Source organism: Corallococcus sp. AB011P, assembly GCF_003611605.1.
GTDB lineage: Bacteria > Myxococcota > Myxococcia > Myxococcales > Myxococcaceae > Corallococcus > Corallococcus coralloides.
The window spans coordinates 401173-426878 of record NZ_RAVX01000002.1 but is presented as its reverse complement, the minus strand read 5'-3'; the positions used below and the strand labels follow the sequence as shown (position 1 = coordinate 426878).

Below are 25706 nucleotides of genomic sequence, written 5' to 3'. Positions count from 1 at the left end.
TGGCGAACATGCTGGAGCAGCTGCGTCACCTGCGAGCGCAGGGCCTGGACGTGGCGGTGTTCGTCTACGACCACCCGAAGCTGTCAGGGCAGCAGCGCGAGGACGCGCTGACGAAGACGGTGCTGGCGAAGGTGAAGGCGAAGCCGGAGCGCTTCCACCTGGTGGTGAGCGGCAACATCCATCCGCGCACGGCGAGGGGCCTGCCCTGGAACAATCAGTACAAGCCCATGGGCTACCTGCTGAAGGACCAGCTCGACGACGTCACGGCCCTGGACATGGCCTACGACAGCGGCACGGCATGGATCTGCGCCGCGAACAAGCAGAGCAGCAAGCTGGACTGCGGCGTGAAGGAGGCGAAGGGGAAGGACAACGGGGACCGCTTCTTCATGCACCGGTGGAACTCGGCCAACAAGGACGGCTACCACGGGGTCTTCTACGTGGGCCACGTGACGGCCTCCGAGCCGGCCATCAACAAGGGCCTGGGGAACCCGGACGCGGTGTCCACTCCGTCGCCCGCGCCGGGTCTGTAGCCCGCGGGGGCCTCCGCGCGACGCCTGGGATACGGGCCCACTGGCGTCGCGGCGCGGGCGGTGGCATGGAGGTGGCCTGACTGGAGGCCGTCCCATGAGCGACACGCTGCCCGCCCTGCGGGCCACCCTGGCGGAACTGGTGGCACTGGACACCACGTCCTCGCGCCCCAACGCGCCCCTCATCGACTACGCCCAGGCGCGGCTGGAGGCCGCGGGCTTCACCGCCGAGCGCCAGCACTACACCGACGACGCGGGCGTGGCGAAGGTGAACCTCGTCGCGCGCAAGGGCGACGCGGACCGCGCCGCGCTGGCCCTGGTGGGCCACTCCGACTGCGTGCCCTATGACGCCGCCTGGACGGACGCGCTGCGCCTCACGGAACGCGACGGCAAGCTGTATGGCCGCGGCGCCTGTGACACCAAGGGCTTCATCGCCTGCGCGCTGCACACCGCCACGCGCAAGGACCTGCCGAAGCTGGACGCGCCCCTGCTCGTCATCCTCACCGCCGATGAAGAGGTCGGCCTCGTGGGCGCGAAGAAGCTGGTGTCCGCCGGCCTGGGCCGCGCGAGGCACGCCATCGTCGGCGAGCCCACGCGCCTCATCCCCGTGCGCGCCAACAAGGGCTACTGCCTGGCGGAGGTGGAGGTGCTGGGCAAGGAAGGGCACAGCGCGTACCCGGAGCTGGGCGCGTCCGCCATCTTCCGCGCCGGCCGCTTCCTGCACCGGCTGGAGACGCTGGCGAACACCGTCCTCCGCGAGGACCGCGACGAAGGCTTCCAGCCGCCCTTCACCACCGTGAACGTGGGCCTCATCCAGGGCGGCAAGGCGAAGAACGTCCTGCCCGGTTCCTGCCGCTTCACCGTCGAATGGCGCCCCATCCCCGGCCAGGCCGCGGAGCGCGTCCCCGAGATGCTGGAGCACATCCGCCAGGAGCTCACCCGCGACGAGCCCGCCTACGAGGCGCGCATCAAGGTCCTGCGCATGGACCGCGGCGTCCACACGCGCGGCGACGCGGACGTGGTGCGCTTCCTGGAGCAGGTCAGCGGCAACGCGTCCGAAACGGTGTCCTTCGGCACGGAGGCCCCGCAGCTCACGGAGCTGGGCGCGGAGGCCGTGGTGTTCGGCCCCGGCGACATCCGCGTCGCGCACCAGACGGGCGAGTTCGTCCCCATGGAAGACCTGGTGCGCTGCGAGGCCGCGCTCTCGCAGGCCGTCGCGCGCTTCTGCACGGGCGGCTGAAGGCCGCGCTCAGGGCTTCCCGGGTGCGGCGTCTTCGACGACCTCCACGTTGCGGAAGCCCTCGCACGCCTCCTTGAAGCCGAGCACGTACTTCAGCGAGCGCAGCTCCATCGCCAGCTTGTTCCACAGCTTGCGCAGCAGGTTGGGGCGCGGCGCGGGCACGCTCGTCACCAGTGAGCTCAGTTCGATGTAGTGCGTCGGCGTGCGGCCCATGCCCTCGAAGTCGTGCTCCAGCCCCTGGCTGAGCTGGCGCAGCTCCGGCTCCAGGCGCTGGTGCACCGCGTCTGTCATCAGGACGTACTCGGACACGGGCACGTCGTTCTTCAGCATCCGGTGCAGGAGGATGACGTCCACGCCCGCCAGCTCCGTGAGGTGCTTCACCTTCTGGAAGGCGACCTCGCCGGCGTGGGCCACGAACTTGAGCGTCAGGTTGCCCACCTGCGTGCACCCGTCGCACTTGCACATGCGGTCGATGGCCAGCTGCTCCCGGCGCTCCAGGAAGGCACGGCGGATGGCCGCCACCTGCTTCGCGACCGGCGAGGTGTCCTCGCCCACGGCGTAGAAGAAGGCCGCGTCGCCTTCGAGCTTCGCCAGCTTGAACCGGCCGGACGCGTCGATGACGGCTTCCAGCAGCTGGGCCACCGTGTCCTGCGCGTGCGCGAGACCGAAGCGGTGCTGCCGCATGAAGCGGGTGTAGCCGCCGATGTCCGCGATGAGCAACAGCGCCTTCTCAATCGCCATTCGGCGGCCAGCCTATCTTAAGTCCCCGGACGTGCGTCAGTGCCGGGGCAGCGCGCAGGTGCCCACGTCGCGCAGCAGCTTGTGCGCCTCCGCCAGCAGGGCGTGCCCCTTCACCTCCGGGGGCACGCGGGCGATGAGCTTCATGTCCGGCGTCAGCCGGTAGAAGCCCTTGGAGCGCTGCACCAGCCCCGCGACCTTCGCGCCGTCCAGGAGCGCGTCTCCGCCCAGCGCCAGGGACAGCCGGGCCGGGCCCCCCTCCAGCGCGCGCAGCCGCAGCTCGCGCATGTCGATCTTGAGGAGCGTCACCTCGGAGAGGGCGTCCACCTCGTCGGGCGCCTCGCCGTAGCGGTCCACCAGCTCCGCGCGCAGGTCCGTCACCTCGTCCGGGTGGCTGGCCTGGCTGAAGCGCTTGTAGAACACCAGCCGCTGGTGCACGTCCGCCACGTAGTCGTCGGGGATGAGCGCCGGCATGGGCAGGTTGATGTCCGGCTCCACGTGCACCTTGGGCGGTTGGCCCTGGAGCTCCGCGACGGCCTCCTCCATCAGCTGCGCGTACAGGTCGAAGCCAATCTCCGCGATGGCGCCGGACTGCTTCTCGCCCAGCAGGTTGCCCGCGCCGCGGATCTCCAGGTCGTGGCTGGCGATGGAGAAGCCCGCGCCCAGCTCCGTGAAGTTCTGGAGCACCTCCAGGCGCCGCTGCGCGTCCTTCGTCACCGGGCGGCGGGTGGGCACCAGCAGGTACGCGTACGCGCGCTCCTTGCTGCGGCCCACGCGTCCGCGCAGCTGGTAGAGCTGCGCCAGGCCGAACTGGTCCGCGCGGTTGACGATCATCGTGTTGGCGCTGGAGATGTCGATGCCGCTCTCGATGATGCTGGTGCACAAGAGCACCTGGAACTTGTGCTCCGTGAACTGGAGCATCACCTTCTCCAGCTGCCCCTCGCCCATCTGGCCGTGCGCCACGCCGATGGAGACGTTCGGCAAGAGCTTCTTCAGCTCCTGCTCCATGGACGGCAGGGACTCCACGCGGTTGTGCACGAAGAAGATCTGGCCACCGCGGGCAATCTCGCGCTCGACGGCCTCCTTGATGGCGGCCTCGTCGTACTTCATCACGAAGGTGCGGATGGCCCGGCGGTCCTGCGGCGGCGTGGCGATGATGCTCATGTCGCGCACGCCGGACATGCTCATGTGCAGCGTGCGGGGGATGGGCGTCGCCGTCAGCGTCAGCACGTCCACCTGCGTGCGCAGCCGCTTGAGCGCCTCCTTCTGCTTCACGCCGAAGCGCTGCTCCTCATCCACCACCAGCAGCCCCAGGTCCTTGAAGGCCACCTCGCCCGCCAGCAGCTTGTGCGTGCCGATGACGATGTCGACCTTGCCCTCCTTGGCGCGGCGCAGGATGTCGCGGATCTCCGGCGGCTTGCGGATGCCGGAGATGACCTCCACCGTGACGGGGTAGTCCTTGAAGCGCTTCTTGAAGGAGTGGAAGTGCTGCTGCGCCAGCACCGTGGTGGGCACCAGCACCGCCACCTGCTTGCGATCCAACGTGGCCTTGAAGGCGGCGCGCATCGCCACCTCCGTCTTGCCGTAGCCCACGTCGCCGCAGACGAGCCGGTCCATCGGCTGCGCCTTCTGCATGTCCGACAGCACGTCCTCGATGGCCTTCGCCTGGTCCGGCGTCTCCTCGAACTCGAAGTCCGCCTCGAACTGGGCGAAGTAGCGGTCCGGCGGCGCGAACGCGTAGCCCGGGTGTGCCTTGCGCGCGGCGGCCATCTGCAGGAGCTCCGCCGCCATCTTGAGCAGCTGCTCCTTGACGCGCTTCTTCGTCTTCTCCCAGCTCGCCGTGCCCAGCTTGTCCAGCTGGACCTTCTCAGGGTCGCCGCCGGTGAACTTCTGGATGAGCCGCATGCGGCCCACCGGCAGGTAGATCTTGTCCCGCCCCGCGTACTCCAGGACGAGGAAGTCCCCCGGCACGCCCTGCACCTCCATCTTCGTCAGGCCCGCGTAGCGCCCGATGCCGAAGTCGGTGTGGACGATGAGGTCGCCTTCCTTCAGGTCCTTGAAGCCCGCGGCGAACGCGTCCAGCTTCTTGCTGCGCTTGACGCGGCGGCGGGAGCGGACGCCAAAAATCTCTTCATCCGCGAGCACCGCCAGACGGCCTTCCGGGTCGATGAAGCCGTGGCTCACCTCGCCGGTGAACAGGTGCGCCCAGACCGCCGGCTCGTACAGCTTCGCCGGGTCCTGCAACGCTTCCGTGTGCACCTTCACCATCACGGAGCGGTCCAACAGCAGCCGCTTCAGCCGGTCCGCCTGGCTGAGTGTGCCGCACGCCACCGCGCACGCCACGCCGGTGTCGCGCCAGCGTTGCAGCCGCTCCACCAGCGGGGTGAGCGCGCCCTCCTCGCCGTGGTGCGCGAGGATGGCCTCGCGCAGGTCCTGCGTCGTGCCGAAGGTGAAGGCCACGGGCGCTTCGGACTGCGTGAGCGACAGGCCTCCGCCCTCCACCACGCGCAGGGCCTTGAGGCCCTCCGCCACGCCCTCGCGCGTGAGGAAGTGGTGCTCCGGCGGATAGGTGAGGTCCTGTCGCGCGTCCGCCTCCTCCACGCCCTTCGCCAGCTCCGCCGACAGTTCCTCCAGCACGCGGTCCAGGCCCACCGGGTCGTCCAGGTAGACGACGGGCTCCTGGGCCCACGCGCGCAGGTAGTCGAACACCGAGGCCAGCCCGCCCTCGAAGAAGCCGGGCAGCAGCCCCTCCAGCCCGAAGCCGGGCAGCCCTTCGCGGAGCGCGTCCAGCCGCTCGCGCAGCTTGATGGTGGGCAGGTTGATGCGGTCCGCCACCGCGCGGGCGGCGGCCTCGGCGCGCGGGCGGGTGTCGTCGGTGAGCAGCAGCTCGCGCGCGGGCACCAGGTCCACCGTCTTGAGCGCGTCCACCGTGCGCTGCGACTCCGGGTCGAAGACGCGGATGGACTCGATGGTGTCCCCGAAGAACTCCAGGCGCACCGGCCGCTCGTACAGCGGGCTGAAGACGTCCAGCAGGCCGCCGCGCACGCTGAAGGTGCCCTTGTCCTCCACCAGCGGGCTGTTCTGGTAGCCCATCAGCGCCAGCTTCCGCGCCAGCGAGTCGCGGTCGAAGTCCTGGCCCACCTCCACGCGCTGGGCCAGCCCCTCCATCACCCCCAGCGGCAGCACGCGGCGGTGCAGCGCGCGCAGGGACAGCACCAGCGCGGGGAACGGCGTGCCTCGCGCCAGGTGGAACAGCGCGCCCAGGCGCTCCGTGATGGGGCCCGCCTCCGGTGACAGCTCGTCGTACGGGAGCACCTCGTCCGCGGGCAGCCGCAGCACACGGGGCTCCAGCAGGCTGCCGGTGCCTCCCAGGAAGAAAGCCAGGTCGTGCGCGAGCGCGTCCGCCGCTTCTTCATCCACGGCCACGCACACCAGGGGTGCGCGCAGCTCGCGGTGCAGGCGGGCGAGCAGGTGGCCACGCGCCGCGCCCTTCACCCCCTGTGTTCGCGCGCGGTGCCCCACGCGCAGGGAGGCGAGGAGCCGGGCGAAGGCATCACCGGAGGGAGGGGGAGCACCGCCGGGCCAGGACGTGCCATCGGACTTCGGAGGAAGAGAGGTATCCATTCGGGGGCCCGTGTGGGGCCCTCGGCTAATTAGGGTGCGGCTTCTCCCAAATCAACGCTGGATGCGGACACCTGTCGTGTCCATGGGGACAGCGGGACGGCGGCTGGGCGGGGAGGCTCACGCGCGCCCGGGACACGGGAAGGTCCCCGGGCGCGCGGCGGGCCCGCTCAGGGCTCGTTGCAGGCGTTCGCCAGCCGGAGGTCCTTCCGGGTGGCGTCCGTGGTGGTGGCGGCCACCGAGTCGCAATCCATCACGCTGGACAGGCCCGTCAGCGGCTCCACCATCAGCACGCTCTTGGGGCGGCCGGAGGTGAACCGGAACTGGATCTGGTGGTCCTTCGGCGCCGCGGCGGCGACGAGGGCGGCCTGGCCCAGCTGCCCCTGCATGCAGTCCATCTTGTTCAACGCCGGCCGGCCGGAACCCGGCAGGAAGCACAGGTTGTTGATGTCCGCCGCGCTCATGCTGTCCGGGATGACGATGTCCGGCCCCGTGGTGCTGCAGCAGTCGGGCATGTCGCGGCAGGTCGTGGCCACGCAGGCCGTGCTGGGACACTGGTTCATGGACCACTGGTCCGGGTTGGCCAGGTCATCGCCGCACTTCAGCTGTTCCCAGCGAGCCACGGTGCGCCGCGTGCCATCCGGCAGGTCGACGTCTTTCTCCACCACGATGCGCACGGGCTGGTTGGTGCTGATGGCCAGCTGGCGCGCTCGCAGCGCGCCCGACCACAGCTCGCGCGTGGCCATGCTCTCGCGCTGCCCGCCAATGCGCCCCTGCAGCCCTCCCACCGCCAGGGCGATGAAGACGGACACCACCGCCAGCGCGGTCAGTATCTCCAACAACGTCATGCCACGCGTCTGCTTCATGGAGTCACCGGAGCCGAAACGGGCCGGGTCAGGCCCACGGTCATGTTGCGCGCCGCGACGCGGAACGTGTAGCGACGGCGCGTGTAGCCGTCCTTCGCCTGGCCCTCTTCATCCGTGCCCGTGGTGTCCGCGTCGCGGTTGATGCGCCGCGTGCGGATGACCAGCGTCACCTCCAGCTCACGCACCCGCTGGCGGAGGCGCTTGATGACCTCTTCCTTCGTGGTCGCGGCCGGAAGAGGACCTCCCCCGAAGGCGAGGTCGTCCGTCTTGCAAGAGCCCAGGGTGTACTTGCCCACGTCGCAGTCGGAGATGGCCGGATGCGGGGCGCCCGGGGCCGCCGGGTTCTCGCCGGGATACCAGTCCAGCGTGTTCAGGGGATTGGCGAGATTGACGACGCCCTCGCGCACGGTGAGCTGCTCCACGTCACGGCTCAACACCGACCAGTCCTCCTGGTTCGGGGCGCGGTACTCCAGGGTGGGGATGCCGCCCCTCCAGTTCACCCGGTAGGCCGCGCCGCTCAGCCGCAGGGCCACCCAGTTCTCGACGTCCCCGGACGCCTTCGTCCACAGGTCCTTGCCGGCGCAGACATCCGAGCGCGGCACCTCGGGGGTCGGCCCCTTGATGACGAGCTTCCCGGAGGACTCCTGCACGCTGTCCACCAGGACGGGACAGGCCTTCTTGTTGCCGCCGCTGGCGATAACGGCCAGCGTAGGGGTGGCGGGATCCGCCAGCGCCGTCGAGGGATTCGGGCGCGTGCAGAAGGTGCCCGCCGTGGTGGTCTCCTCCTCGCGGATCCGCGACAGCGTGTCGCAGGTCCTCAGGGTGAGCATCCCGTTCGTGTCCCCCCAGTAGAGCTGGAGGGCGTCCGACGCCGGGAACCCCACGGGCGGCGGCGCGTAGTCCGTCGGGTCCGCGCCCAGCGTGGTCCCGATGCCCGTCGTCAGGTCCGGCTTGGACCAGACCGTGATGGCCGAGCGCTCGTCGTCGTTCGCGAAGGAGATGGGCGTGTTGCCCATGCCGGTGCCCGCGCGGGACACGTCCAGCGTGATCTGATCCTTCACGGCCCGCCCGGTGACCTGGGCGGTCATCGTCTGTTCCTCGAACAGGGCGCGCTTCTGCATCTGGGCGCCCACCACCAGCCCCGTGGTGAGCACGATGACCCCAATGGCGCTGGCGATCATCACTTCAAGGAGCGTGAAGCCCCGGTTGCGCAAGGAGGACGGTTTCATGGCGCCATTCGACTCTGGAGGACCACCATCTGCTGGCCCTCGCGGATGCCCGGCTCATCCCAGGCCACGGAGACCCGCACGTTCACGAGCGTGCCCGTCGTGGCCCCCACGAGCGGGCGGGTGATGGCCGGCTCGCCCGCCTTGCCATCCTCGATGCTGCCGGGGACCACGGAGTTGTCCACGTCCACGGTCACCGTGTACTTGCGCGCGACGATGTTCGGATCCGTGGGAGCCGTCTCCCGCTGGAACCCCTCCGACGTCTGGTACACGTCGAAGGTTTCGTTCGACGCCGTCTCGCACGTCACCGAACCCTGGCAGCCCCGCTGAAGGATGTTCTCCAGGGTCTGCTCCGCGATGATCTGCGCCTGGTTGGCGGTCAGGGTCCGGCGATTGGAGCGGGTCGTCTGGCTCACCACGGTCATCGCCGCCGCGACTCCCAGCAGCATGACGGCCATGGTGGCCATGACTTCCAGCAGGGTGACACCCCGTGAGGCGCGCTGCTTCATTGCGGCAGTCTCCCGTCAGGCAGCGGTTCCCACAACATGATCTGCGAGCGCGGCACGCCGCTCGTGCCCGCCTTGTTGTTCCAGTCCTCTCCGCCCTTGACCTTCATCTTACCCGTGGCCGTGAGCACGAAGAGGTGCTCGTCGTGGACCACCGGCGCGGAGATGGCGTGGCCGTCCAGCTCGGTCGCCCCACCACCGACAAGCGCGCCGCTCGACTGGCTGGCCATGTAGGCCTCACCCTTCGCGTCCGCGTTCAGGCTGCAGATGTCCGCCGCCGTGCCCACCGCGGTCGCCGCGTAGATGTTGTCCGAGCTGAGCGCCACGCCGCCCCACAGCTTCTGGCCCGGGCTCATCTTCTGCACCCACAGGGGCTTGAGCTCCGTGCACCCGTTCTTGCCCGTGGGGTCCGTGTCCTCGAAGGCGAGCAGGTGGTACTGGTACGTGGGGTTCTGGGGGTTCTGGACATCCGGGAGGTAGCCGTCCGTGTACTTGTCGGGGCTGTCGCTGGTGCCGAAGTAGAAGCGCACCGCCGGGCCCGCATCCGTCGCGACCAGCTTCACCGCGATGTTGGAGTAGAGCTCCTGCAGGTCCAGCTGCGTCTGGCTCGCATCCGCGCGGCCCTCCAGCGCGGACGCCGCGTGGGCCACCATGCACTTCTGCACCTGGCTGCCCAGCTTCCGCGAGGTGTTCACGTCCTTGAGGTTGACGCGCCACACGCTGCCGGCCGTGGTGGGCACGTACAGGACGTCGTAGGAGCCGTCCTGGTCCAGGTCCAGCATCGCTGTCTCCGCCGCGATGCCCGAGCCCTGCTCGAAGGTGACGACGCCCGCGTACTTGCCGCTTCCGTACTCGAGCGGCTTCCCCGTCTTCATGTCGAGGATGTAGACGGCGCCCGCGCGCGCCTCGCCCGGGTCGTAGTCGGTGCCCACCACCGCCACCCAGCGCCGGTCCTTGTCCTGCGCGGAGCCCCAGGAGATGCGCCCCACCGAAGGCGCGTGCCGGGAGCCCGAGTTGTCCGGCAGCTTCACGGTGCCGGTCTTGTCGTCCTTCACGGCCTGGGTGAAGGCGGACGTCACCTCCGTGTTCGCCAGGCTGAACTCCCACATGGGCAGCGGGTACCGGTCCGTCTTCGAGGGATCCGTGATGTCCAGCGCGAAGACCACCGGGCTGGTCTTGCCCGTGGCGGAGACGAGCACCGTCTTGGCACCCTGCTGCTTCTGCGCCGTGGCCGCGGGCGTCCAGGTGTACTTGATGTTGTCGTTCCAGTCGTTGCGGTCACCCAGGTCCACGTTGGCGATGCTGGGCGAAGCGTCCATCTGCGGCTTGGGCAGGGTGCCCGAGCCGCGGAAGCGCACGTACTGGTTGCGGTACTGATCCAGCATCAGGAAGGGCATGTAGGCGAACTCTTCCTTGCCGGTCCCGTACTCGCGGATCGCCTTGGTCTTGTCGGCAGGGCACGTCTTCGGCAGGAAGTAGCCGCGGAACTGGGCCTCCCCCACGCAGTCGTCGTTCAGGGCGTTGCGGAACTCACCCGCGTCGAAGGCGTGCAGCACGCCCGACATCGTCCCCACGAAGGCCTTGGTGCTGCGCTCCTGGAGGGGCGTCATGAAGTTCTTGCGGTAGGTGTCGCGCTCGGTGCCCTTCGCGTTCTGGTACCAGTTGTCCTGGTACGGGGGCACCGCCACCGCCACGGTGGAGAGGTTGATGCCGCCGAAGGCCCAGGGGCGGAACGTCGAGGTCCGCTTGTTGTCGTACCCGTACAACCAGTCGACGAGGAACTGGCGGTCGCTGTAGGGGTTGGCGGCGGGATCCGTCTGCGTGGCGACGCTGCAGGTGCCGTCGTTGTTCATGTCGTACAGGTAGCGGCCGTCAATCTCGCTGTACGTGTTGCAGTAGGAGGAAGGCAGCAGCGTGTTGCCCAACGCGGCCACGTCACTGACCTCCGTGCGGACCCCCGAGCCGTTCGTCGTGTAGAGCTTGCGAGCGGAGCCGGCCAGCGACAGCGCCATCACGCGGCCGGATTCCCAGCGCAGCTTCGGGTCGGTCTTGGCGACCCCCGGCTCGTAGAGCGACTGCATGTACAGGCGGCCGCGGATGGTGAAGTCCTTGGCGTCGTCATAGGCGCGCGTGCCGGCCGCGGGCAGGCTGCCCTCGGTGGCGCTCCAGCCCTTGCCCCAGTTCTGGCCCGGCGTTTCGTTCACGCCCCAGACCGCGACGTTGCCCAGGGTGCTGGGGCTGGAGCGCGCGTAGGAGCCGGAGCGCACCGCCTGGTAGCCGATGTCGACCTCGTCGATGATGGGACGGCACAGCTCGCTGGGGCTGCTGATGTCCACCTTCCAGCACAGCTGCGACCCGGTGAGGCCCAGCGCCAGGATGTCGATCTCCACCTCCTGGTCGGGGTACTGCTTGTCGTTGTTGAGCGGCACCGGCACCCACGCGGGGTTTTCGTTCTTCTCGTAGATGCCCGCGGCGTTCAGCGTGCGGCAGTCCACGGCGATGGAATAGGTGATGGTGGGCTTCACGCTGCTCGCGGTGCAGGCACCCGCGACCTCTTCGGTCCAGCAGGGCGCCTTCGTGCAGGCTGGGGCGGGCTTGCAGGCCGGATCCTCCACCATGTTGCAGGAGGACTTGGTGCGGATGTTCGTGGGCGGGTTGCCCGGGGTCGCGTACGGGGCGACGTCGTCCTGGCGGCGGAAGCGGACCTTGGTGATGGTGAATTCCGGGCCCAGCTTGCCCTTGGCCGGATCGTCGGTCATGACGTCAGAGGTGATGGTGGTGGACTTGGCGCCACCGCCGTTCTCCTTGTTGATCATGAACACGATGTCGTTGAAGTCGCGGTCACCGCCGCCGTTGAGGTCCTCGAAGCCGAGGATCCACCGGAAGGGGTCCGTGGTGGGCGCGCCCACGATGACGTGGGGCATGAAGTTCATGCTGGCCATGGCAGCGGCCTTCTCCGGGTCGGTGATGTCCTTACCCGGAACCGGCACGACCACGCCCTCCATGGGCATCTTCAGGTTCTTGTAGGCAGGCGAGTCCAGGCGCTTGAGCGTGTCATTCTCCAGCCAGCCGCAGGCCTTCTTGACCGGGCTCGTGCCGTCAATCTTGCAGGCGGACCCGTCCGTGGGGGAGTTGCAGCTCTCGGAGTACTTGCAGCCGATGTTGCGCTCCGCCACCACGTTGTTCGTGGGCGCCTTGAAGTTCTGGTCCAGGTTCCAGGTGGCCTTGGAGAAGAACACGGAGACGGACGTCTGCAGGTGCAACAGGCACTTGCCGTCCTCGAGGGGGTTGCCCGTATAGGGCTGGCGCTTGAGGCAGGGGGCGACCGTGTCGTTGTCCGTGTTGTGGCGGGCCTCGTAGTAGACGACGGCGAAGAAGATGATCTCCTTGCCACCCGCGACGAGGCCCAGGTTCACCCGGCGGTCGCCGGTGTTGATCTTCTCGTAGTTGTCCTTGTCCGCGGCGTACTGGTCCTTTTCTGACTTCGGCGCATCGTTAGGGGGCTTGATGGGCGCGGGGAGCTTGATGCCCCGGAAGTCATACTGGGAGACGTTGTAGTCGGGCACGCCGTTGAAGGTGTCGTCGGCGTCCGCGACGGGACCCAGGTTGCGCGTGACGGTATGGTCGCTGTCGTCGTCCACGAGCAGGTAGACCATTCTTCCAATGCCCAGGTTGCCGTTCTCCGGCACTTTCGGCTCGAGCAGGTTGGGGATGTAGTTGAACAGCCCCCGGTCGCCCTGCGCGTCGTTGACGTCGTTGACGCCCACCCAGTCCGTGGCGATGTTGAATTCGGCGGAGTGCCCGCGGCCCGGGCGCGCGTCCGTGACGTCGTCGTCGTGGCGGAAGGTGCTGCCGCAGGCGCCCATCGCCAGCTCGGGCTCGTTGTACTTCTTGCCCCCGGACGTGAAGGTGTTGTTGCAGCGCCGCGACAGGCCCACGTACTTGATGGGCAGGACGGTGTCGTCGTCCGGCGTCAGGTTGTAGATGGCCTCGTGCAGGTCGAGGATGCCGTTGTCGTTCAGGTCGACCAGCTCGTGGGTGTCCTTGTCCGCGTAGCCCCGCTTCACCACGTCTTCCATGTACATGTAGCCGAGCGAGTGCGACGCGCCGGCGGACTCGTACACGTAGTCGATGGTGACCGTCTGGTCGAACGGGAAGATGATGTTCTCTGAGTCCAGCTTCTTGAGGTTGGTGTTGAGCTGGAGCCGGCCGTCCTTGCGCAGGAGGATGGTGTCGTTGGCGACGGTGAGGCCGTCAGGGCCCAGCTTGAAGGCGCCCTGCTTGTCGTTGGACAGGTCGTCCTGGCAGAGCTGCTGCGCGTGGGTCAGCGAGGGCGTCGCGACCGCCAGCACCAGCGCCGTGAGGGTTCGTTGAAAGAGCGTGCGCATCACTGCTTCCCCTGGTTCTTCGGCTGGGACTTCGCCTTCGCTTCGGCCTCGGCCTTGTCACGCGCCTTGCGTGCCGCCACCTGCTCCGTCATCTGCTTGCGCAGCATCATCCGGCGGGGGGGCGCGGGGGCCACCACCACGGTGGACAGGTAGCTGGTGAGGGCGTCCAGCTCGTCGCGGGGCAGCAGGCGCGTGTCGCAGTCCGTCTTCGGGTTGATCATGTGGGGGGACTGCACCCACGTGCGGACCTCCACCAGGGTCTTCTTGTCCAGCACCTGGTCCATGTAGGGACCCACGGGCTTGCGCACGCCGAGCGGCCCCACCGGCTGCTTCTCCGTCGGGGTCCTGGCTTGGTGGCATTGTGCGCAGGCCTTGTTGAAGGCCACCGCGCCTCGGTCCTGGGCGCTGGCGAGCACCGGCAGCAGGAGCAGCAGGGGAATCAGGCGTTTCATGGGGGGGCTCGTGGGAGAAGACGAGGTCACGGAAGGGTGATGGTGGTTCCCGCGGGCGCCTTCTGGTCCGTGGGATTGTTGTAGGTCATGTCCGGGCCGCAGCCCTTGGTGATGCAGCCGGGCGCGAAGATGGATTCGCCAATCGCGTTGGTGACCAGCGCCTGGACCATGGAGCGCGTCGGACGGCGGCCGTTCTCCATGGTCACCTCGCCCACGGCGAGGACCCACAGCTGGCGGTTGCTGTCGACGGTGTTCTGGTCGTCATCCAGGTCATCCCGGATGAAGACGCGGTAGCGCACGTTGCGCTGCTCCGGGAAGTCCACGCCCACGGGGACTTCAGACGCGCTCAGGTTGGTCGTGGTCACCGTGTACGGGTTCCATCCGTCCTCCGGTCCGGGCAGCAGCTCGTACCAGGGGGGATTGGCGGCGGCCAGCGCGGGGATGTCGGCCACCGGAGCGACCCCTCCCAGGGCGGCGGACAGGCCCATCGTGGCGTTGTTCCCGTTGTTGTTCAGCAGCAGGCGCACCGTCTCGCGCCCTTCGGCGAGGCCCGCCTCGGCGGCGAAGAACGCCTGCTTCTGGCGGCGGGTGTCCGCCTGGGTGTCGGCCTCGCGGCCCACCACGCTGTAGCTGAGCATCACCGCCATCGTCACGACCGCGACCACGCCCAGCGCGAGCAGGAGCGTGAAGCCACGGGACTGACGGCGGGGAGTTGGGCGACGCACCATCGGGGGCTCCTTCACGTACCCCTGGGGGGAGGTACGGCTTGGGAGCCAATGAACAGCAAGCTTCGTGCCGGGAATTCCGGCGCTCAACCCGCCGGAATAAGGGATGTCCGTGAGGCGGGGGGGTGCCGTCTGACGTCAGGGGGCTGCGCAAACTTTGCGAGCCCCCTCATTCTTGCGAGGTAGCCCGAGCCTCAGCGCTGGCCGCCGCGCACGGCGGCGCGCAGGCGGAGCATGTCGTCCAGGACACCGGGGTCCACCAGCTCCAGGGCGGCCTTCTGGGAGAGGGCGCGGGTCTGCCGGCGGTACTCCTCTTCGTCCTCCTCGCCGCCCTTGCCGCCGTCGCTGCCGCCCTTGCCACCGCCCTTGCCGTCGCCGCCCTTGGGCATCAGCGCCACCGGCTGGGAGACGCCCGGCTCCAGGCGGGGGAAGGCATTGGCGTCGGCGCGCACCGACGTGAAGAGGCTGACCATGGACAGGCAGAACACGATGGCGACGGTGAGGGTCTTCATGGCGGCTCCAATTCTCCCAATCCCCACGACGCCCGGGCGCGGAGGGTTATTCACGAGCGCTACTCCTTCGCCTTGAAGGTGCGGATGTATCGCACCAGGGCGTCCAGCTGCTCCGGGGTGAGCCGGTCCTTGTAGGCCTTCATCTTGGGGTTGTGGGACGAACCGTTGGCGATGACGTCTCGCAGTTCGGTGTCCGACTCCGCCTTCTGCCAGGCGGCCCGGCTCATGTCGGGGATGGACTCCTTCTGGCCCATGCGCGTCTGGGCGCGGCCGTCCGGACCGTGGCAGTTCTTGCAGCTCTTGTCCCAGAGGGCGGCGGCGTCCTCGGCGTGGGAAACGGCCGGGGCGCACAGCAGGAGGGTGGACAGCAGGCACCACCGCGAGGTCATGCACGGTCTCCGAGGGAGGGGGACGCCAGTATAGCCACGCGCTCAGGAACCGGCGCGGGGCCAGAAGGGCGCGGTGGGGCGGTTGGGAGGCTGGAGCCAGACGGACTCCAGGAAGCGCACCGCGTTCTGATCCGCCCGGTCGTTCCGGGTGAACGCCGCCTGTGCGCTCGTGAGCACCGCCAGCGTCGCGAGCCCCGCCACCCAGGCCGCTGGCGGAGGCGTGCGTCCGGCCGCGTCCCGGAGCAGCGCTCCGAAGACGGACGCCGCCACGGTGACGAGCGCCGCGAGCAGCACCGCGCCCGCCAGGGACGTGGGCAGGCCCAGCCAGGCGAGCAGGTTGGGCGGGTGGTAGCCGTCCAGGAGCAGCGGCCGGGCCAGCGCGAGCACGGGGGTGGAGACGTCGTCGGGGATGTAGTTGACGAAGGTGGCCAGGCCCGTGACGAGCACGGACGCCGCGCACAGCATGGCCGCGATGCCGGACAGCACCGGCCGGCCTGCGCCGCGCAGCCGCTCCAGCACCAGGCCCGCGGGCAGCAGCAGGAAGGGCACCAGCCCCGTGAGGTGCCGGGGCCCTGTCGTCCAACCCCACGAGTCGTAGGTGAACGACGAGGTGAAGTACGTGTAGCCGGCGAGCGTGGCCGCGGACATCCAGAAGAGGGCGCGTCCTTCCGCGGACGTCCGGCCCAGGCGCTTGAGCAGCGCGAGTCCGGGCAGCGCGAGCAAGAGGAACGGCGACAGGGTGAAGAGGCCCCGCAGCGGGGAGAAGAACGACAGCGTGAAGGCGCGCGGATCCGGCGTGCGGATGCCCAGGAAGCCGCCCAGGTGCCACGGCTGGTAGGCCGCGTCGTTGAGGTGCTTGTAGCCCGTCTCCAGCGGGTGCCCGAAGGTGGCCTGGTGGTAGAGCCCCAGCGCCACGATGAAGGGCAGCGCGCCCAGCACGGCGAGCCCCGTGGCCCGCCCCAGCTTCTTCAGCCGCGCGGCCCCGGGCTCCTGCGTGCCCAGCACGGTGAGCACGGCGTAGAGGATGAGGCCCAGCACGCCCAGCGCGCCGGTGTACTCGGCGGCGACGGTGGCGCCCGCGCACGCGCCGGCCACGACGTAGCCGCGCTCGCGCCACTCGCCGCGCGACAGCTTCCAGAGCGCGTAGAAGCCCGCGAAGAGCAGCACCGCCGTCGTCTGGTGGCTCATGAAGAGCAGCGAGTAGCTGAACGCCAGCGAGCCCAGCGCGTACGTCACCGTGACGCCGTCCGCGACGACGGGCGACAGGAACGCGCGCAGGAAGCGGCGCACCAGCCACAGCAGCCCCAGCGTGGGCAGCACCGTGAGGAAGAGGCGGCTGAAGAAGACGAGCGGCACCTCCGGCACGGCGTAGCGGTGGCTGCCGCCCAGGACCCTCAGGCCCGCGTACACGGGCACCGCGGCGAAGGACAGCAGCGGCGCCTTGGACGGGTAGTAGCGCCCGTCCATCACGGACAGGTCGCCCACCGGGCCGTAGTCGCGCAGGGCGCGGTTGATCTCCAGCGTCCCGTCCTCCACCAGGGCGCGCGTCTGCCACAGGCGGCACAGCTCGTTGGGCGAGCGCAGGCCCGGGTGGTACGGGAAGAGGACCACGTAGAGCGCCACGACCGTGGCCCACACCGCTCTGGGCAGTCCCGCGGCGCGGGGCGCGGGCGCCACGGTGGGGGGCGCCAGGGCCGCGTCGGAGGGCGGCGGGGAGGTGGGGTGGGGTTCGGCGCTCACGCGGGCATCAGACGGCGCGGGCGACGGCGAAGAGGCTCATGCCCACGGGCAGCCGCACCTGTTGCTCGGCCTGCGCGAGCAGGGGGGCCAGCGTGTCGTAGAGCTTGAGCTGGAGCTTGGGCACCGCGCGGCGGCGCAGGATGCGGCTGTTGACGTACCAGCCCGGCAGGCCGACCAGGTTCATCCACTCCAGCGTGTCCACGCGGAAGCCGTTCTCCTGCAGCACCGCGCGCAGGGACTCCGGCGTGTAGCGGCGGTAGTGGCCCACGGCCTCGTCGATGGCGCCGAACAGCTGCGGCAGCGCCGGCACGAGGATGAGCACGCGGCCGTCCGGCTGGAGGATCTGACGGAAGCGGCGCACCGCGGACGCGTCGTCCGGGATGTGCTCCATCACGTTGGACAGCACGATGGTGTCCAGGTTCTCCGCCTTCAGCGCCTCCCAGTCCGCGAGCGCCACGTCGGACAGGTAGGGGCGCACGTGGGGCTTGCCTCGGAAGAGGTTCTTCAAGCGGTCCACGTAGAAGCGCTCCACCTCCAGCGCGACCAGGTGCTCCGCGCCGGCCTCCAGCTCGCGGGTGATGGTGCCGATGCCGGCGCCAATCTCCAGCACGCGCCGGCCCATGTGCTCGCGGAAGCGGCGGCCCAGCCACTGGTTGTAGTGGGTGGCGCCGTCCATGCGCTCCAGGGTGGAGTAGCCCTCGTGCTGGTTGTCCGCGTCGTCGCGCACGGTGGCGTAGCGCACCAGCGTGCGCAGGCGGGCCAGGTGCGCGGAGGCCGGGCGGCGCGGCACGGCCCGCAGCGGCGGCAGGGACACTTCGGTGAGGCGGAAGAGCTGCGCGGCCAGCTTCACCACCAGCTCCGCGTCCACCGCGTCGTCGTCACTGGTGAGCTGGATGGAGCGCAGCGCCTCCGTGCGGAAGGCGCGCAGGCCGGTGAGCGGATCCGTCAGCGCCACGTCGGTGACGAAGCGGGTGATGCCGCCCAGCGCGCGCTCGGCCACCATCTCCGGCGACATGCCGGGGCGCCGGCCGAAGACGCCGTCCGCGGTGTCGTCACGCAGGGGCTGCACCAGGGCGTCGTAGGTGTCGGGCGAGTAGGCGGTGTCCGGATCCTGGAGCACCGTGTGGGCGCCGGTGACGTGGGGCAGCGCGGCACGGATGGCCGCCCCCTTGCCGCCCTGGGCGGAGAGGACGTGGACGTTGGGACCGGGCGTGACGTCCACCGGCCCTTCACCCGCGAGCACGACCTGGGCCTGGCCGGACAGCGCGTGAGCGAATCGGGCGGCGGCGGCGGCGGTGGCGGGGTTGAAGGGCAGGACGACGGAAAGCGCAGGAACCATTGCGCCGCTCCCTACCACAGGACCCTCCAGGGTGCGCGTTCACGGACCGGGGCGGATGGATGGGGAGCATCCAGGCGGCGTCGGTCGGATGGACAACCCGCCCGGCCCGTTGCACGCTCCGGGCGTTATTCCCCCCAGCGCGATGTGGGTGCAGGTCGGGTCCGGATGAGTTCGGGCCGGTGGAGACCGCCCGCGGCAGCCACTTCCGGAGAGACGCGACGTGGAAGGAACGGTGTTGGACCCGGCCGGTGGAGCGCCCGGCGCGACGTCCGCGAGCGTGATGCACCGGGTGCGGGGTGTGTGGCGCCGGCGGTGGGTGATGCTCGGGGTGGCGTTGGGGGTCACCGCGCTCACGGCGGCGTGGACGCTGCGCCAGCCGCGCATCTACGCGGCCAGCACCTCGCTCATCATCGACGTCACCGCGCCGCGCATCCTCGACGGCGAGGTGAAGGAGGTGATGGGGGAGGAGCGCAGCAACTACTGGTTCAACAAGGAGTACTACGCCACGCAGAGTGAGATCATCACCTCGCGCGCGGTGGCAAGTCGCGTGGTGGACCGGCTGGGGCTGACGAAGGACGCGTCCTTCCTGGGCCTGCCGGCGAACCAGGACCCGGCGGAGCGCGCGAAGGCGCTGGAGGACACGGACGCGGTGGGGCTGTTGCGCTCGCGCATCCAGGTGGTGCCCGGCAAGGACTCGCGGGTGATGAACATCGGCGTGGAGGACGTGGACCCCGCGCGCGCGGCGCTGCTCTCCAACGAGGTGGCCGCCGCGTACATGGCGGAGAACCTGGCGCTGAAGCTTCGCACCACGGAGGAGGCGCGCACGTGGCTGGAGGGCCGCCTGGATGAGCTGGGCCGCCAGTCCAAGGCCGGCGAGATGGCCGTCTACGACCTGAAGAAGGACGCGGACATGCTGTCCACGTCGCTGGAGTCGCGGCTGTCCATCGTCAGCGAGCGGATCAACTCCTACAACCTGAAGCTCACCGAGGTGCGCACGCGCATCGCGGCGCAGCAGGCGCGCGTGGACGCCATCCACCGGCTGCGCAAGGACGCCGGCAACGACGAGACGTGGGCGGAGGCCGTGCCCGGCGCGAAGGACGGTCCCATCCAAGATCTCAAATCGCGCTACGGCGAACAGAAGGCCGCGTGCGCGGAGCTGACTGAGCGCTACCTGCCGGAGCACCCGAAGCTCTTGGAGTGCAACCGCAAGCTGGACGTCGTGCGCGCGGACCTGCTCAAGAGCCTGACCAACGTGGTGCGCTCGGCGGAGACGCAGCTGGCGGAGGCGCAGGGCGAGGAGAAGAACCTCAACAAGCTCCTGGACGAGACCAAGGCCGAGGCCTTCCAGGTGAACAAGAAGGCCATCGAGTACGGACGGCTGCAGCGCGAGTCGGACAACAACCAGCGCCTGTACGAGCTGGTGCTCAAGCGGCTGAAGGACATCGAGCTGTCGGGGTTGCTGCGCACGAGCAACGTGCGCGTGCTGGACCCCGCGCAGCCGGCGATGGTGCCGGTGCGGCCGCACACGCGCCGCAACCTGCTGGTGGGCTGGGTGATGGGGCTGCTCCTGGGGCTGGGCGTGGCGCTGTTCCTGGAGATGCTGGAGAACACCGTCGGGTCGCAGGCGGACGTGGAGGACGTGCTGGGCCTGGCGTTCCTGGGTGTGGTGCCGCGCATGGAGGCCACGAAGGCGCCGGGCGACCGCGATTTGTACGTGCACCGCGCGCCGCGCTCGGCGGTGGCGGAGTGCTGCCGCGCCGTGCGCACCAACCTCCTGTTCATGTCGCCGGATCATCCCTGCAAGACGCTGGTGGTGACGTCCAGCGGCCCGCAGGAGGGCAAGTCCACCACGTGCATCAACCTGGGCGTGGCCATGGCCCAGAGCGGCAACCGGGTGCTGCTGCTGGACACGGACATGCGCCGGCCCCGGCTGCACCGCGCGTTCGGCGTGCCCAATGACCTGGGCATCAGCTCGCTGGTGGTGGGCGAGGGCTCGCTGGACAAGGCGGTGAAGAGCACGGAGGTGCCCAACCTCTTCGTGCTGCCGTGTGGCCCGCTGCCGCCGAACCCCGCGGAGCTGCTGCACACGCGTGCCTTCAAGGAGCTGCTGCGCGCGGCGGGGGAGAAGTTCGACCGCATCATCCTGGACAGCCCGCCGCTCAATGCGGTGGTGGACGCGGCGGTGCTGGCCACGCAGGCGGACGGCGTGGTGATGGTGCTCAAGGCGGGCCGGACGGACCGGGGCGCCGCGAAGCGCGCGCTGCGCTCGTTGGCGGACGTGCAGGCGCGGATGTTCGGCGCCATCCTCAACGACGTGGACCTGCGACAGCCGCGCTACGGCGACACGTACCTGGGCTACCAGGGCTATGGCCCGACGCAGGACGAGCCCAAGGGCGGGGTGGCGCCGTCGTGAAGGCCGCGGGCCTGCGGGTGCTGCACCTGGGGAAGTTCTACCCTCCGGCCTCCGGCGGCATGGAGGCGCACTTGCGCACGCTGGCGCGCGCGCAGGCGTCGCTGGGCGCGCAGGTGGAGGTGCTGTGCGCGAACCACTCCGTGGATGGCACCGGGACGAGCCACGAGTTCCACGGGCGCAGCCCCACGCGTGAGGAGTGGGATGGACCGGTGCGCGTGATCCGCCTGGGGCGGCTCGCGTCGGTGGCGCGCATGGACGTGATGCCGTCGCTGCCGTTCGTGCTCAGGCGGGCGCTGGCGCGGGGCGTGGACGTGGTGCACCTGCACGTGCCCAACCCGAGCATGGTGCTGGCGCTGGACGCGGTGCCGCGCCTGCCCGCGGTGGTGGTGACGCACCAGAGCGACATCATCCGGCAGAAGGTCGCGGGCGCGCTGTTCCGTCCCTTCGAGTGGATGCTGTACTCGCGCGCGGCGCGGCTGCTGGCCACGAGCGACGCGTACGTGCGCGGCTCGTCGCTGCTGTCGACGTTCAAGCCGAAGGTGCGGGTGCTGCCGCTGGGCATCGAGCTGGAGTCGTACCTGCGGCCTCCTTCCGCGGAAGCGCGCGAGGCCCAGGCGCGGTGGACGGCGGAGGCGGCGGGCGGACCGCTGTGGCTGATGGTGGGGCGGCTCGTCTACTACAAGGGGTTGTTCACGGCGCTGGAGGCGCTGGTGCACGCGCCGGGGCGGCTGGTCATCGTGGGCGAGGGGCCGCTGGCGGAGGAAGGCCGCGCGCGGGCGAAGGCGCTGGGCATCGAGGACCGGGTGACGTGGGCGGGCTACCTGTCGCCGGAGGCGCTGACGGGCGCGTACCGGGCCGCGACGGCCCTGTGGTTCCCGAGCAACGCGCGCAGCGAGGCGTATGGCCTGTCGCAGGTGGAGGCGCTGGCGAGTGGATTGCCCGTGCTCAACACCGCCGTGCCGGACTCTGGCGTGGCGTGGGTGAGCCTGCACGAGCGCACCGGGCTCACGGTGCCCGTGGGAGATGCGCGGGCGCTGGCGTCGGCGGCGCGCCGGTTGGTGGAGGAGCCGGGCCTGCGGGAGCGGCTGTCGCGCGGGGCGCGGGAGCGTGCGCGGGCGGAGTTCGCCCATGACGTGATGGCGTCGCGCAGCCTGGACTTGTACGCGGAGGCGCTCGGACGGCGGCCCGTGAGCGTGGAACCCGATGTGTCCGCGCGGCCCGCCGTGGGTGGGGGCTGAGGCCCGTCCATGCGTGTCCCACCCGGCTCTGAAGGTGAAGTGGCGGCTGCTCGCGCCGTGGACGTGGCCGGATCTCCCGGTGTTTCGCGTGAGCAGGGGGACGGCCCTTCGTTACGGGTGCTGCATGTGTCGAGCGGCAACCTGTACGGCGGCGTCGAGACCTTGCTGCGCACGCTGGCGCTCTCCCAGAATGAGCGGGCCGGTGGCGCGGAGCATGCCTTCGCGCTGTGCTTCGAGGGCCGCATGGCGCAGGAGCTGCGCTCCGCTGGCGCCGCGGTGACCTTGCTGGCACCCGCGAAGGTGAGCCGGCCCTGGCGCGTCTGGCGGGCCCGCCGCGCGCTGATGTCGCTGCTCCAGCGCGAGCGGTTCGATGCGGTGGTGTGCCACGCGGCGTGGCCGCAGGCCCTCTTCGGCCCGGTGGTCCGCACCGCTGGCGTGCCGCTGCTCTTCTTCCAGCATGACGTGCTCACGGGCGCTCACTGGGTGGAGCGCTGGGCGCGTGTCACCCCGCCGGACCTGGCGCTCTGCAACAGCCGCTACACCGCGGGCACCTTGCGGAGCGTGTATCCACGCACGCCGTGGCGCGTGCTCCATCCCCCCGTGCGCGACGGCGGGGCCGCGCCTGGGGCCTCCGAGCGTGCTTCGCTCCGCGGAGAGTTGGGCGCGCTCGCGGAAGACGTCGTCCTCATCCACGTCGGCCGCATGCAGGAAGGGAAGGGACAGAGGCTGTTCCTGGAGGCCCTGGGGCGGCTTCGCCAGGTGTCTGGCTGGAAGGCCTGGCTCGTGGGCGGTTCGCAGCGTCCGGAGGAGTCCGCCTACGAAGAGGGACTGAAGGCGCAGGCCGTGAGCCTGGGCCTGGGGGACCGGGTCCACTTCCTGGGCCAGCGTGCGGAGGTGCCCCGGCTGATGCGCGCGGCGGACGTGTACTGCCAGCCCAACACCGGCCTGGAGGCCTTCGGGCTGACGTTCGTGGAGGCGCTCCAGGCAGGCCTCCCCATCGTCACCACCGCGCTCGGTGGACCGGTGGAGATCGTCGATGCGTCGTGTGGCGTGCTCGTGCCTCCGGAGGCGGAGGCGCTGGCCCGGGCGCTGCGGGGGCTCATCGAGGACGCATCCGCGCGGAAGACGCTGGGCTCCCGGGGGCCGGACCGGGCCCGGGCCCTGAGCTCTCCCCAGGTGTTCCTGGAGGCGCTGGAGGACGCGGTGCGCTCCGTGGCGCGGGAGCCCACCGCATGAGTGGGGCCAGTCCTCGTCCCCAGCTCCGCGGGCCGGGGGTGCTGCATCAACGCTACGTGCGCCGTGCCGCCGCGCCCGCCGTGGCGGCCGCCCCCGCGCCAGCCGCCGGGGCCCCGGGGCTGCTGGGGTCGGGCTCCGTGGTGGTGGCCTTCATCGTGCTGCTCTTCGTCTGCCAGCTCGCGCTGCTGATGGAGGTGCTGGCGGCGGCGCGCGTGGTGTTTCGCATCCTGTCATTCGGCACCAGCCTGGCGCTGCTCGTGCTGGTGAAGGGGCCTCGCCTCAACCACCTGGCGAAGCCGTTCCTGGTCGCGTCGGCGGTGTTCACCGCGCTGAACTTCTTCCACCCTGGCACCACCAGCCCGCTGGCGGCGGCCGCGCAGCTGGGCATCCAGATTGCCGTGTTCGCGCCCTTCTTCTGGGCGAGCCGCCTGCGCATCGACGCGAAGATGTTCAGCCGCGTCGTCCTGCTGCTCTTCCTGTTCAACATGGCGAGCGCCTCGCTGGGCATCCTGCAGGTCTCCTTTCCAGGCCGCTTCCAGCCCAACCTGTCCTCGGTGGTCGAAGGCCAGGGCGAAGGCTACGTGCGCAGCCTCCAGTTCGAGACCGCGAGCGGCGCGCGCGTGTTCCGCCCCATGGGGCTGACGGACGTCCCGGGCGGCGCGGCCACCGGCGCCTTCTACTCGGTGCTGCTGGGGGGCACCTTCCTGCTCAGCCGCCAGGGTATTTCGCGCAAGGTGCTGGGCGTGGTGGGCATCGGCGTCGGGTTGATCTGCCTCTATCTGGGACAGGTCCGTGTCTCGGCGGTGACGTTGCTGGTGTGCATGGCGGCCATGGGGCTGGCGCTCACCGTGAGCGGCCGGTGGGTGCGGCTCGCGGCGTTGGCCTCCGTCGTGGGCGGTCTCGCCGTCGTGGCTTTCGGCTGGGCCGTGGCCGTTGGCGGTGACGCGGTGCTGTCGCGCTGGAGCACGCTCACCGCGTCGGACCCGTCACAGGTGTACCAGTCCAACCGGGGCCACTTCCTGGAGAGCACCTTCGAGGAGGTCCTCCCGGAGTTCCCCCTGGGCGCGGGCATGGGCCGCTACGGCATGGCCAACGCCTACTTCGGCGACAACACCTACCGCGAGCACCCGCCGCTCTGGGCGGAGATCCAATTGACCGCGTGGGCCTACGACGCTGGCTGGCTGGGAATCGTCTGCTATCCGGTGGCGCTGCTGGTGACGCTGGGGTGGGGCTTCCAGGTGGCCCGGCGCCGGGAGGACTCGCCGGGGGAGTTCTGGCTCTGGGGCAGCATGCTCTTCGCATATGACCTGGGCGCCATCGCACAGACCTTCAACAACCAGTTCTTCATGAGCCAGATGGGCATGGAGTTCTGGCTGCTCAACGGGGCTTTCTTCAGCGCGTACTGGAACCGGAATGCGGCCGTACACCCTCATCGCCGGTGACTTCGTCTCCACCGGGGGCATGGACCGCGCGAACCTCGCGCTGGCGGACTGGCTCGCGCGCCAGGGCGGGCCCGTGCGGCTGGTGGCGCACCGGGTGGAAGATGCGCTCCTGCGCTACCCCAACGTGCACTTCGTCCGCGTGCCCAAGCCCGCGAACGCGTACCTGCTGGGCGAGCCGTTGCTCGACGCCGTGGGGCGCTTCTGGGCCGCGCGCACGCTGGCTCAAGGGGGCCAGGTGGTGGCCAACGGCGGCAACTGCGAGGTGGCCGCCGCCAACTGGGTCCACTACGTCCACGCCGCGCACGCGCCCGAGCCCGTTGGCGATCCACTGCGCAGGCTGAAGGGCCTCGTGAGCCACCGGATGCACCTGCGCGGCGAGCAGCGTGCGTTGCGCCGGGCGCGGATCATCCTGGCGAATTCGGAGCGCACGCGGCAGGACCTGCTGGCCGCCACGGGCGTGGAGGCATCCCGCGTCCACGTCGTGTACCTGGGCGGTGATCCGACGCGCTTCCCGTCCACGACGCCCGTGCTTCGTCGTGAAGCGCGGGCGTCCCTGGGCTGGCCTCAGGAGCGGCGGGTGGCGCTGTTCGTGGGCGCGCTGGGGGACCGGCGCAAGGGCTTCGACACGCTCTTCCACGCGTGGGCACGGCTGTGCGCGCGACGCGAGTGGGACGTGGACCTGTGCGTGGTAGGGACGGGCGCGCAGCGCGAAGCCTGGGAACGCGCGGCGCGTGAGCAGGGCCTGGGCGAGCGGATCCGCTTCCTGGGCTTCCGCGACGACGTGCCCCGCCTGCTGGCCGCCGCCGACCTGCTGGTGTCCCCCACGCGCTACGAGTCCTATGGCCTGGGTGTGCACGAAGCGCTGTGCGTGGGCATCCCCGCGCTGGTGAGCCGCTCGGCGGGCGTGGCGGAGCGCTACCCGTCCTCGCTCCAGGGGCTGCTGCTGGAGGACCCCGAGGACTCGGGTGAGCTGGTGCGGCGCCTGGAGGAGTGGCGGGCCCGTGGCGCGGAGTGGATGCCCGCCGTGGCCGCGCTGTCTTCGGAGCTGCGGGCCTGGACGTGGGACGCGATGGCGGCGGCGGTGGTGGCTCGGCTGGAGGCGTGAGGC

18 protein-coding genes and 1 pseudogene are annotated in these 25706 nt (G+C 70.2%); 7 read left to right on the top strand and 12 right to left on the bottom strand.

Annotated features, from left to right (window positions below; all coding sequences use genetic code 11):
* Positions 1-530: pseudogene (locus D7X30_RS07030) on the top strand (hypothetical protein); the annotation flags it as partial.
* 94 nt (positions 531-624) lie between these two features.
* Complete coding sequence (argE, locus tag D7X30_RS07025) at positions 625-1767, top strand: acetylornithine deacetylase (RefSeq protein WP_120562070.1); 1143 nt, start codon at positions 625-627, stop codon at positions 1765-1767.
* Between the two features lie 9 nt (positions 1768-1776).
* On the opposite strand, the gene D7X30_RS07020 is transcribed toward argE, so the two are convergent.
* The 12 genes from D7X30_RS07020 to D7X30_RS06965 form a co-directional block, all read right to left on the bottom strand.
* Positions 1777-2508: a DUF2652 domain-containing protein gene (locus tag D7X30_RS07020; RefSeq protein WP_120562069.1), complete on the bottom strand. Its 732-nt coding sequence runs from the start codon at positions 2506-2508 to the stop codon at positions 1777-1779.
* A 36-nt stretch (positions 2509-2544) separates the two neighbouring features.
* Complete coding sequence (gene mfd / locus D7X30_RS07015; protein WP_120562068.1) at positions 2545-6129, bottom strand: transcription-repair coupling factor; 3585 nt, start codon at positions 6127-6129, stop codon at positions 2545-2547.
* 167 nt (positions 6130-6296) lie between these two features.
* Complete coding sequence (locus D7X30_RS07010) at positions 6297-6992, bottom strand: Tfp pilus assembly protein FimT/FimU (protein WP_120562067.1); 696 nt, start codon at positions 6990-6992, stop codon at positions 6297-6299.
* On the bottom strand, positions 6989-8221 hold the full coding sequence (locus D7X30_RS07005) for a PilW family protein (protein ID WP_120562066.1): 1233 nt from the start codon (positions 8219-8221) through the stop codon (positions 6989-6991). The genes D7X30_RS07010 and D7X30_RS07005 overlap by 4 nt, the downstream gene beginning before the upstream one ends.
* Positions 8218-8727 carry a prepilin-type N-terminal cleavage/methylation domain-containing protein gene (locus D7X30_RS07000; RefSeq protein ID WP_120562065.1) on the bottom strand — a complete coding sequence of 170 codons (510 nt, stop codon included), beginning with the start codon at positions 8725-8727 and terminating at the stop codon, positions 8218-8220. The genes D7X30_RS07005 and D7X30_RS07000 overlap by 4 nt, the downstream gene beginning before the upstream one ends.
* A complete protein-coding gene (locus D7X30_RS06995) occupies positions 8724-13112 on the bottom strand; it encodes a DUF4114 domain-containing protein (RefSeq protein WP_120562064.1) in 4389 nt (1462 codons plus the stop codon). Before D7X30_RS06995 ends, D7X30_RS07000 begins: the two co-directional genes overlap by 4 nt.
* Complete coding sequence (locus tag D7X30_RS06990; RefSeq protein WP_120562063.1) at positions 13112-13564, bottom strand: c-type cytochrome; 453 nt, start codon at positions 13562-13564, stop codon at positions 13112-13114. The genes D7X30_RS06995 and D7X30_RS06990 overlap by 1 nt, the downstream gene beginning before the upstream one ends.
* A 26-nt stretch (positions 13565-13590) precedes the next feature.
* Positions 13591-14292: a hypothetical protein gene (locus tag D7X30_RS06985; protein ID WP_120562062.1), complete on the bottom strand. Its 702-nt coding sequence runs from the start codon at positions 14290-14292 to the stop codon at positions 13591-13593.
* A 191-nt stretch (positions 14293-14483) separates the two neighbouring features.
* Positions 14484-14801: a hypothetical protein gene (locus tag D7X30_RS06980; protein ID WP_120562061.1), complete on the bottom strand. Its 318-nt coding sequence runs from the start codon at positions 14799-14801 to the stop codon at positions 14484-14486.
* 59 nt (positions 14802-14860) lie between these two features.
* Complete coding sequence (locus D7X30_RS06975; protein ID WP_120562060.1) at positions 14861-15190, bottom strand: cytochrome c; 330 nt, start codon at positions 15188-15190, stop codon at positions 14861-14863.
* Positions 15191-15232: 42 nt separating this feature from the next.
* A complete protein-coding gene (locus D7X30_RS06970) occupies positions 15233-16930 on the bottom strand; it encodes a hypothetical protein (RefSeq protein WP_370051373.1) in 1698 nt (565 codons plus the stop codon).
* Between the two features lie 7 nt (positions 16931-16937).
* The gene (locus D7X30_RS06965) at positions 16938-18269 is read right to left on the bottom strand and encodes a bifunctional glycosyltransferase/class I SAM-dependent methyltransferase (protein WP_120562059.1); all 1332 of its coding nucleotides are present in this window, start codon (positions 18267-18269) and stop codon (positions 16938-16940) included.
* A gap of 220 nt (positions 18270-18489) precedes the next feature.
* On the opposite strand from D7X30_RS06965, the gene D7X30_RS06960 reads away from it, so the two are divergent.
* Genes D7X30_RS06960 through D7X30_RS06940 form a run of 5 tightly spaced genes read left to right on the top strand, consistent with a single transcriptional unit; the run spans position 18490 to position 25703 of the window.
* The gene (locus D7X30_RS06960; RefSeq protein ID WP_120562058.1) at positions 18490-20682 is read left to right on the top strand and encodes a polysaccharide biosynthesis tyrosine autokinase; all 2193 of its coding nucleotides are present in this window, start codon (positions 18490-18492) and stop codon (positions 20680-20682) included.
* On the top strand, positions 20679-21920 hold the full coding sequence (locus D7X30_RS06955; protein ID WP_120562057.1) for a glycosyltransferase: 1242 nt from the start codon (positions 20679-20681) through the stop codon (positions 21918-21920). Before D7X30_RS06960 ends, D7X30_RS06955 begins: the two co-directional genes overlap by 4 nt.
* 9 nt (positions 21921-21929) lie before the next feature.
* Positions 21930-23156 carry a glycosyltransferase family 4 protein gene (locus D7X30_RS06950; protein WP_120562056.1) on the top strand — a complete coding sequence of 409 codons (1227 nt, stop codon included), beginning with the start codon at positions 21930-21932 and terminating at the stop codon, positions 23154-23156.
* A complete protein-coding gene (locus D7X30_RS06945) occupies positions 23153-24598 on the top strand; it encodes a hypothetical protein (RefSeq protein ID WP_120562055.1) in 1446 nt (481 codons plus the stop codon). Before D7X30_RS06950 ends, D7X30_RS06945 begins: the two co-directional genes overlap by 4 nt.
* 19 nt (positions 24599-24617) lie before the next feature.
* Positions 24618-25703: a glycosyltransferase family 4 protein gene (locus tag D7X30_RS06940; protein WP_120562587.1), complete on the top strand. Its 1086-nt coding sequence runs from the start codon at positions 24618-24620 to the stop codon at positions 25701-25703.
* Positions 25704-25706 lie beyond the last annotated feature (3 nt).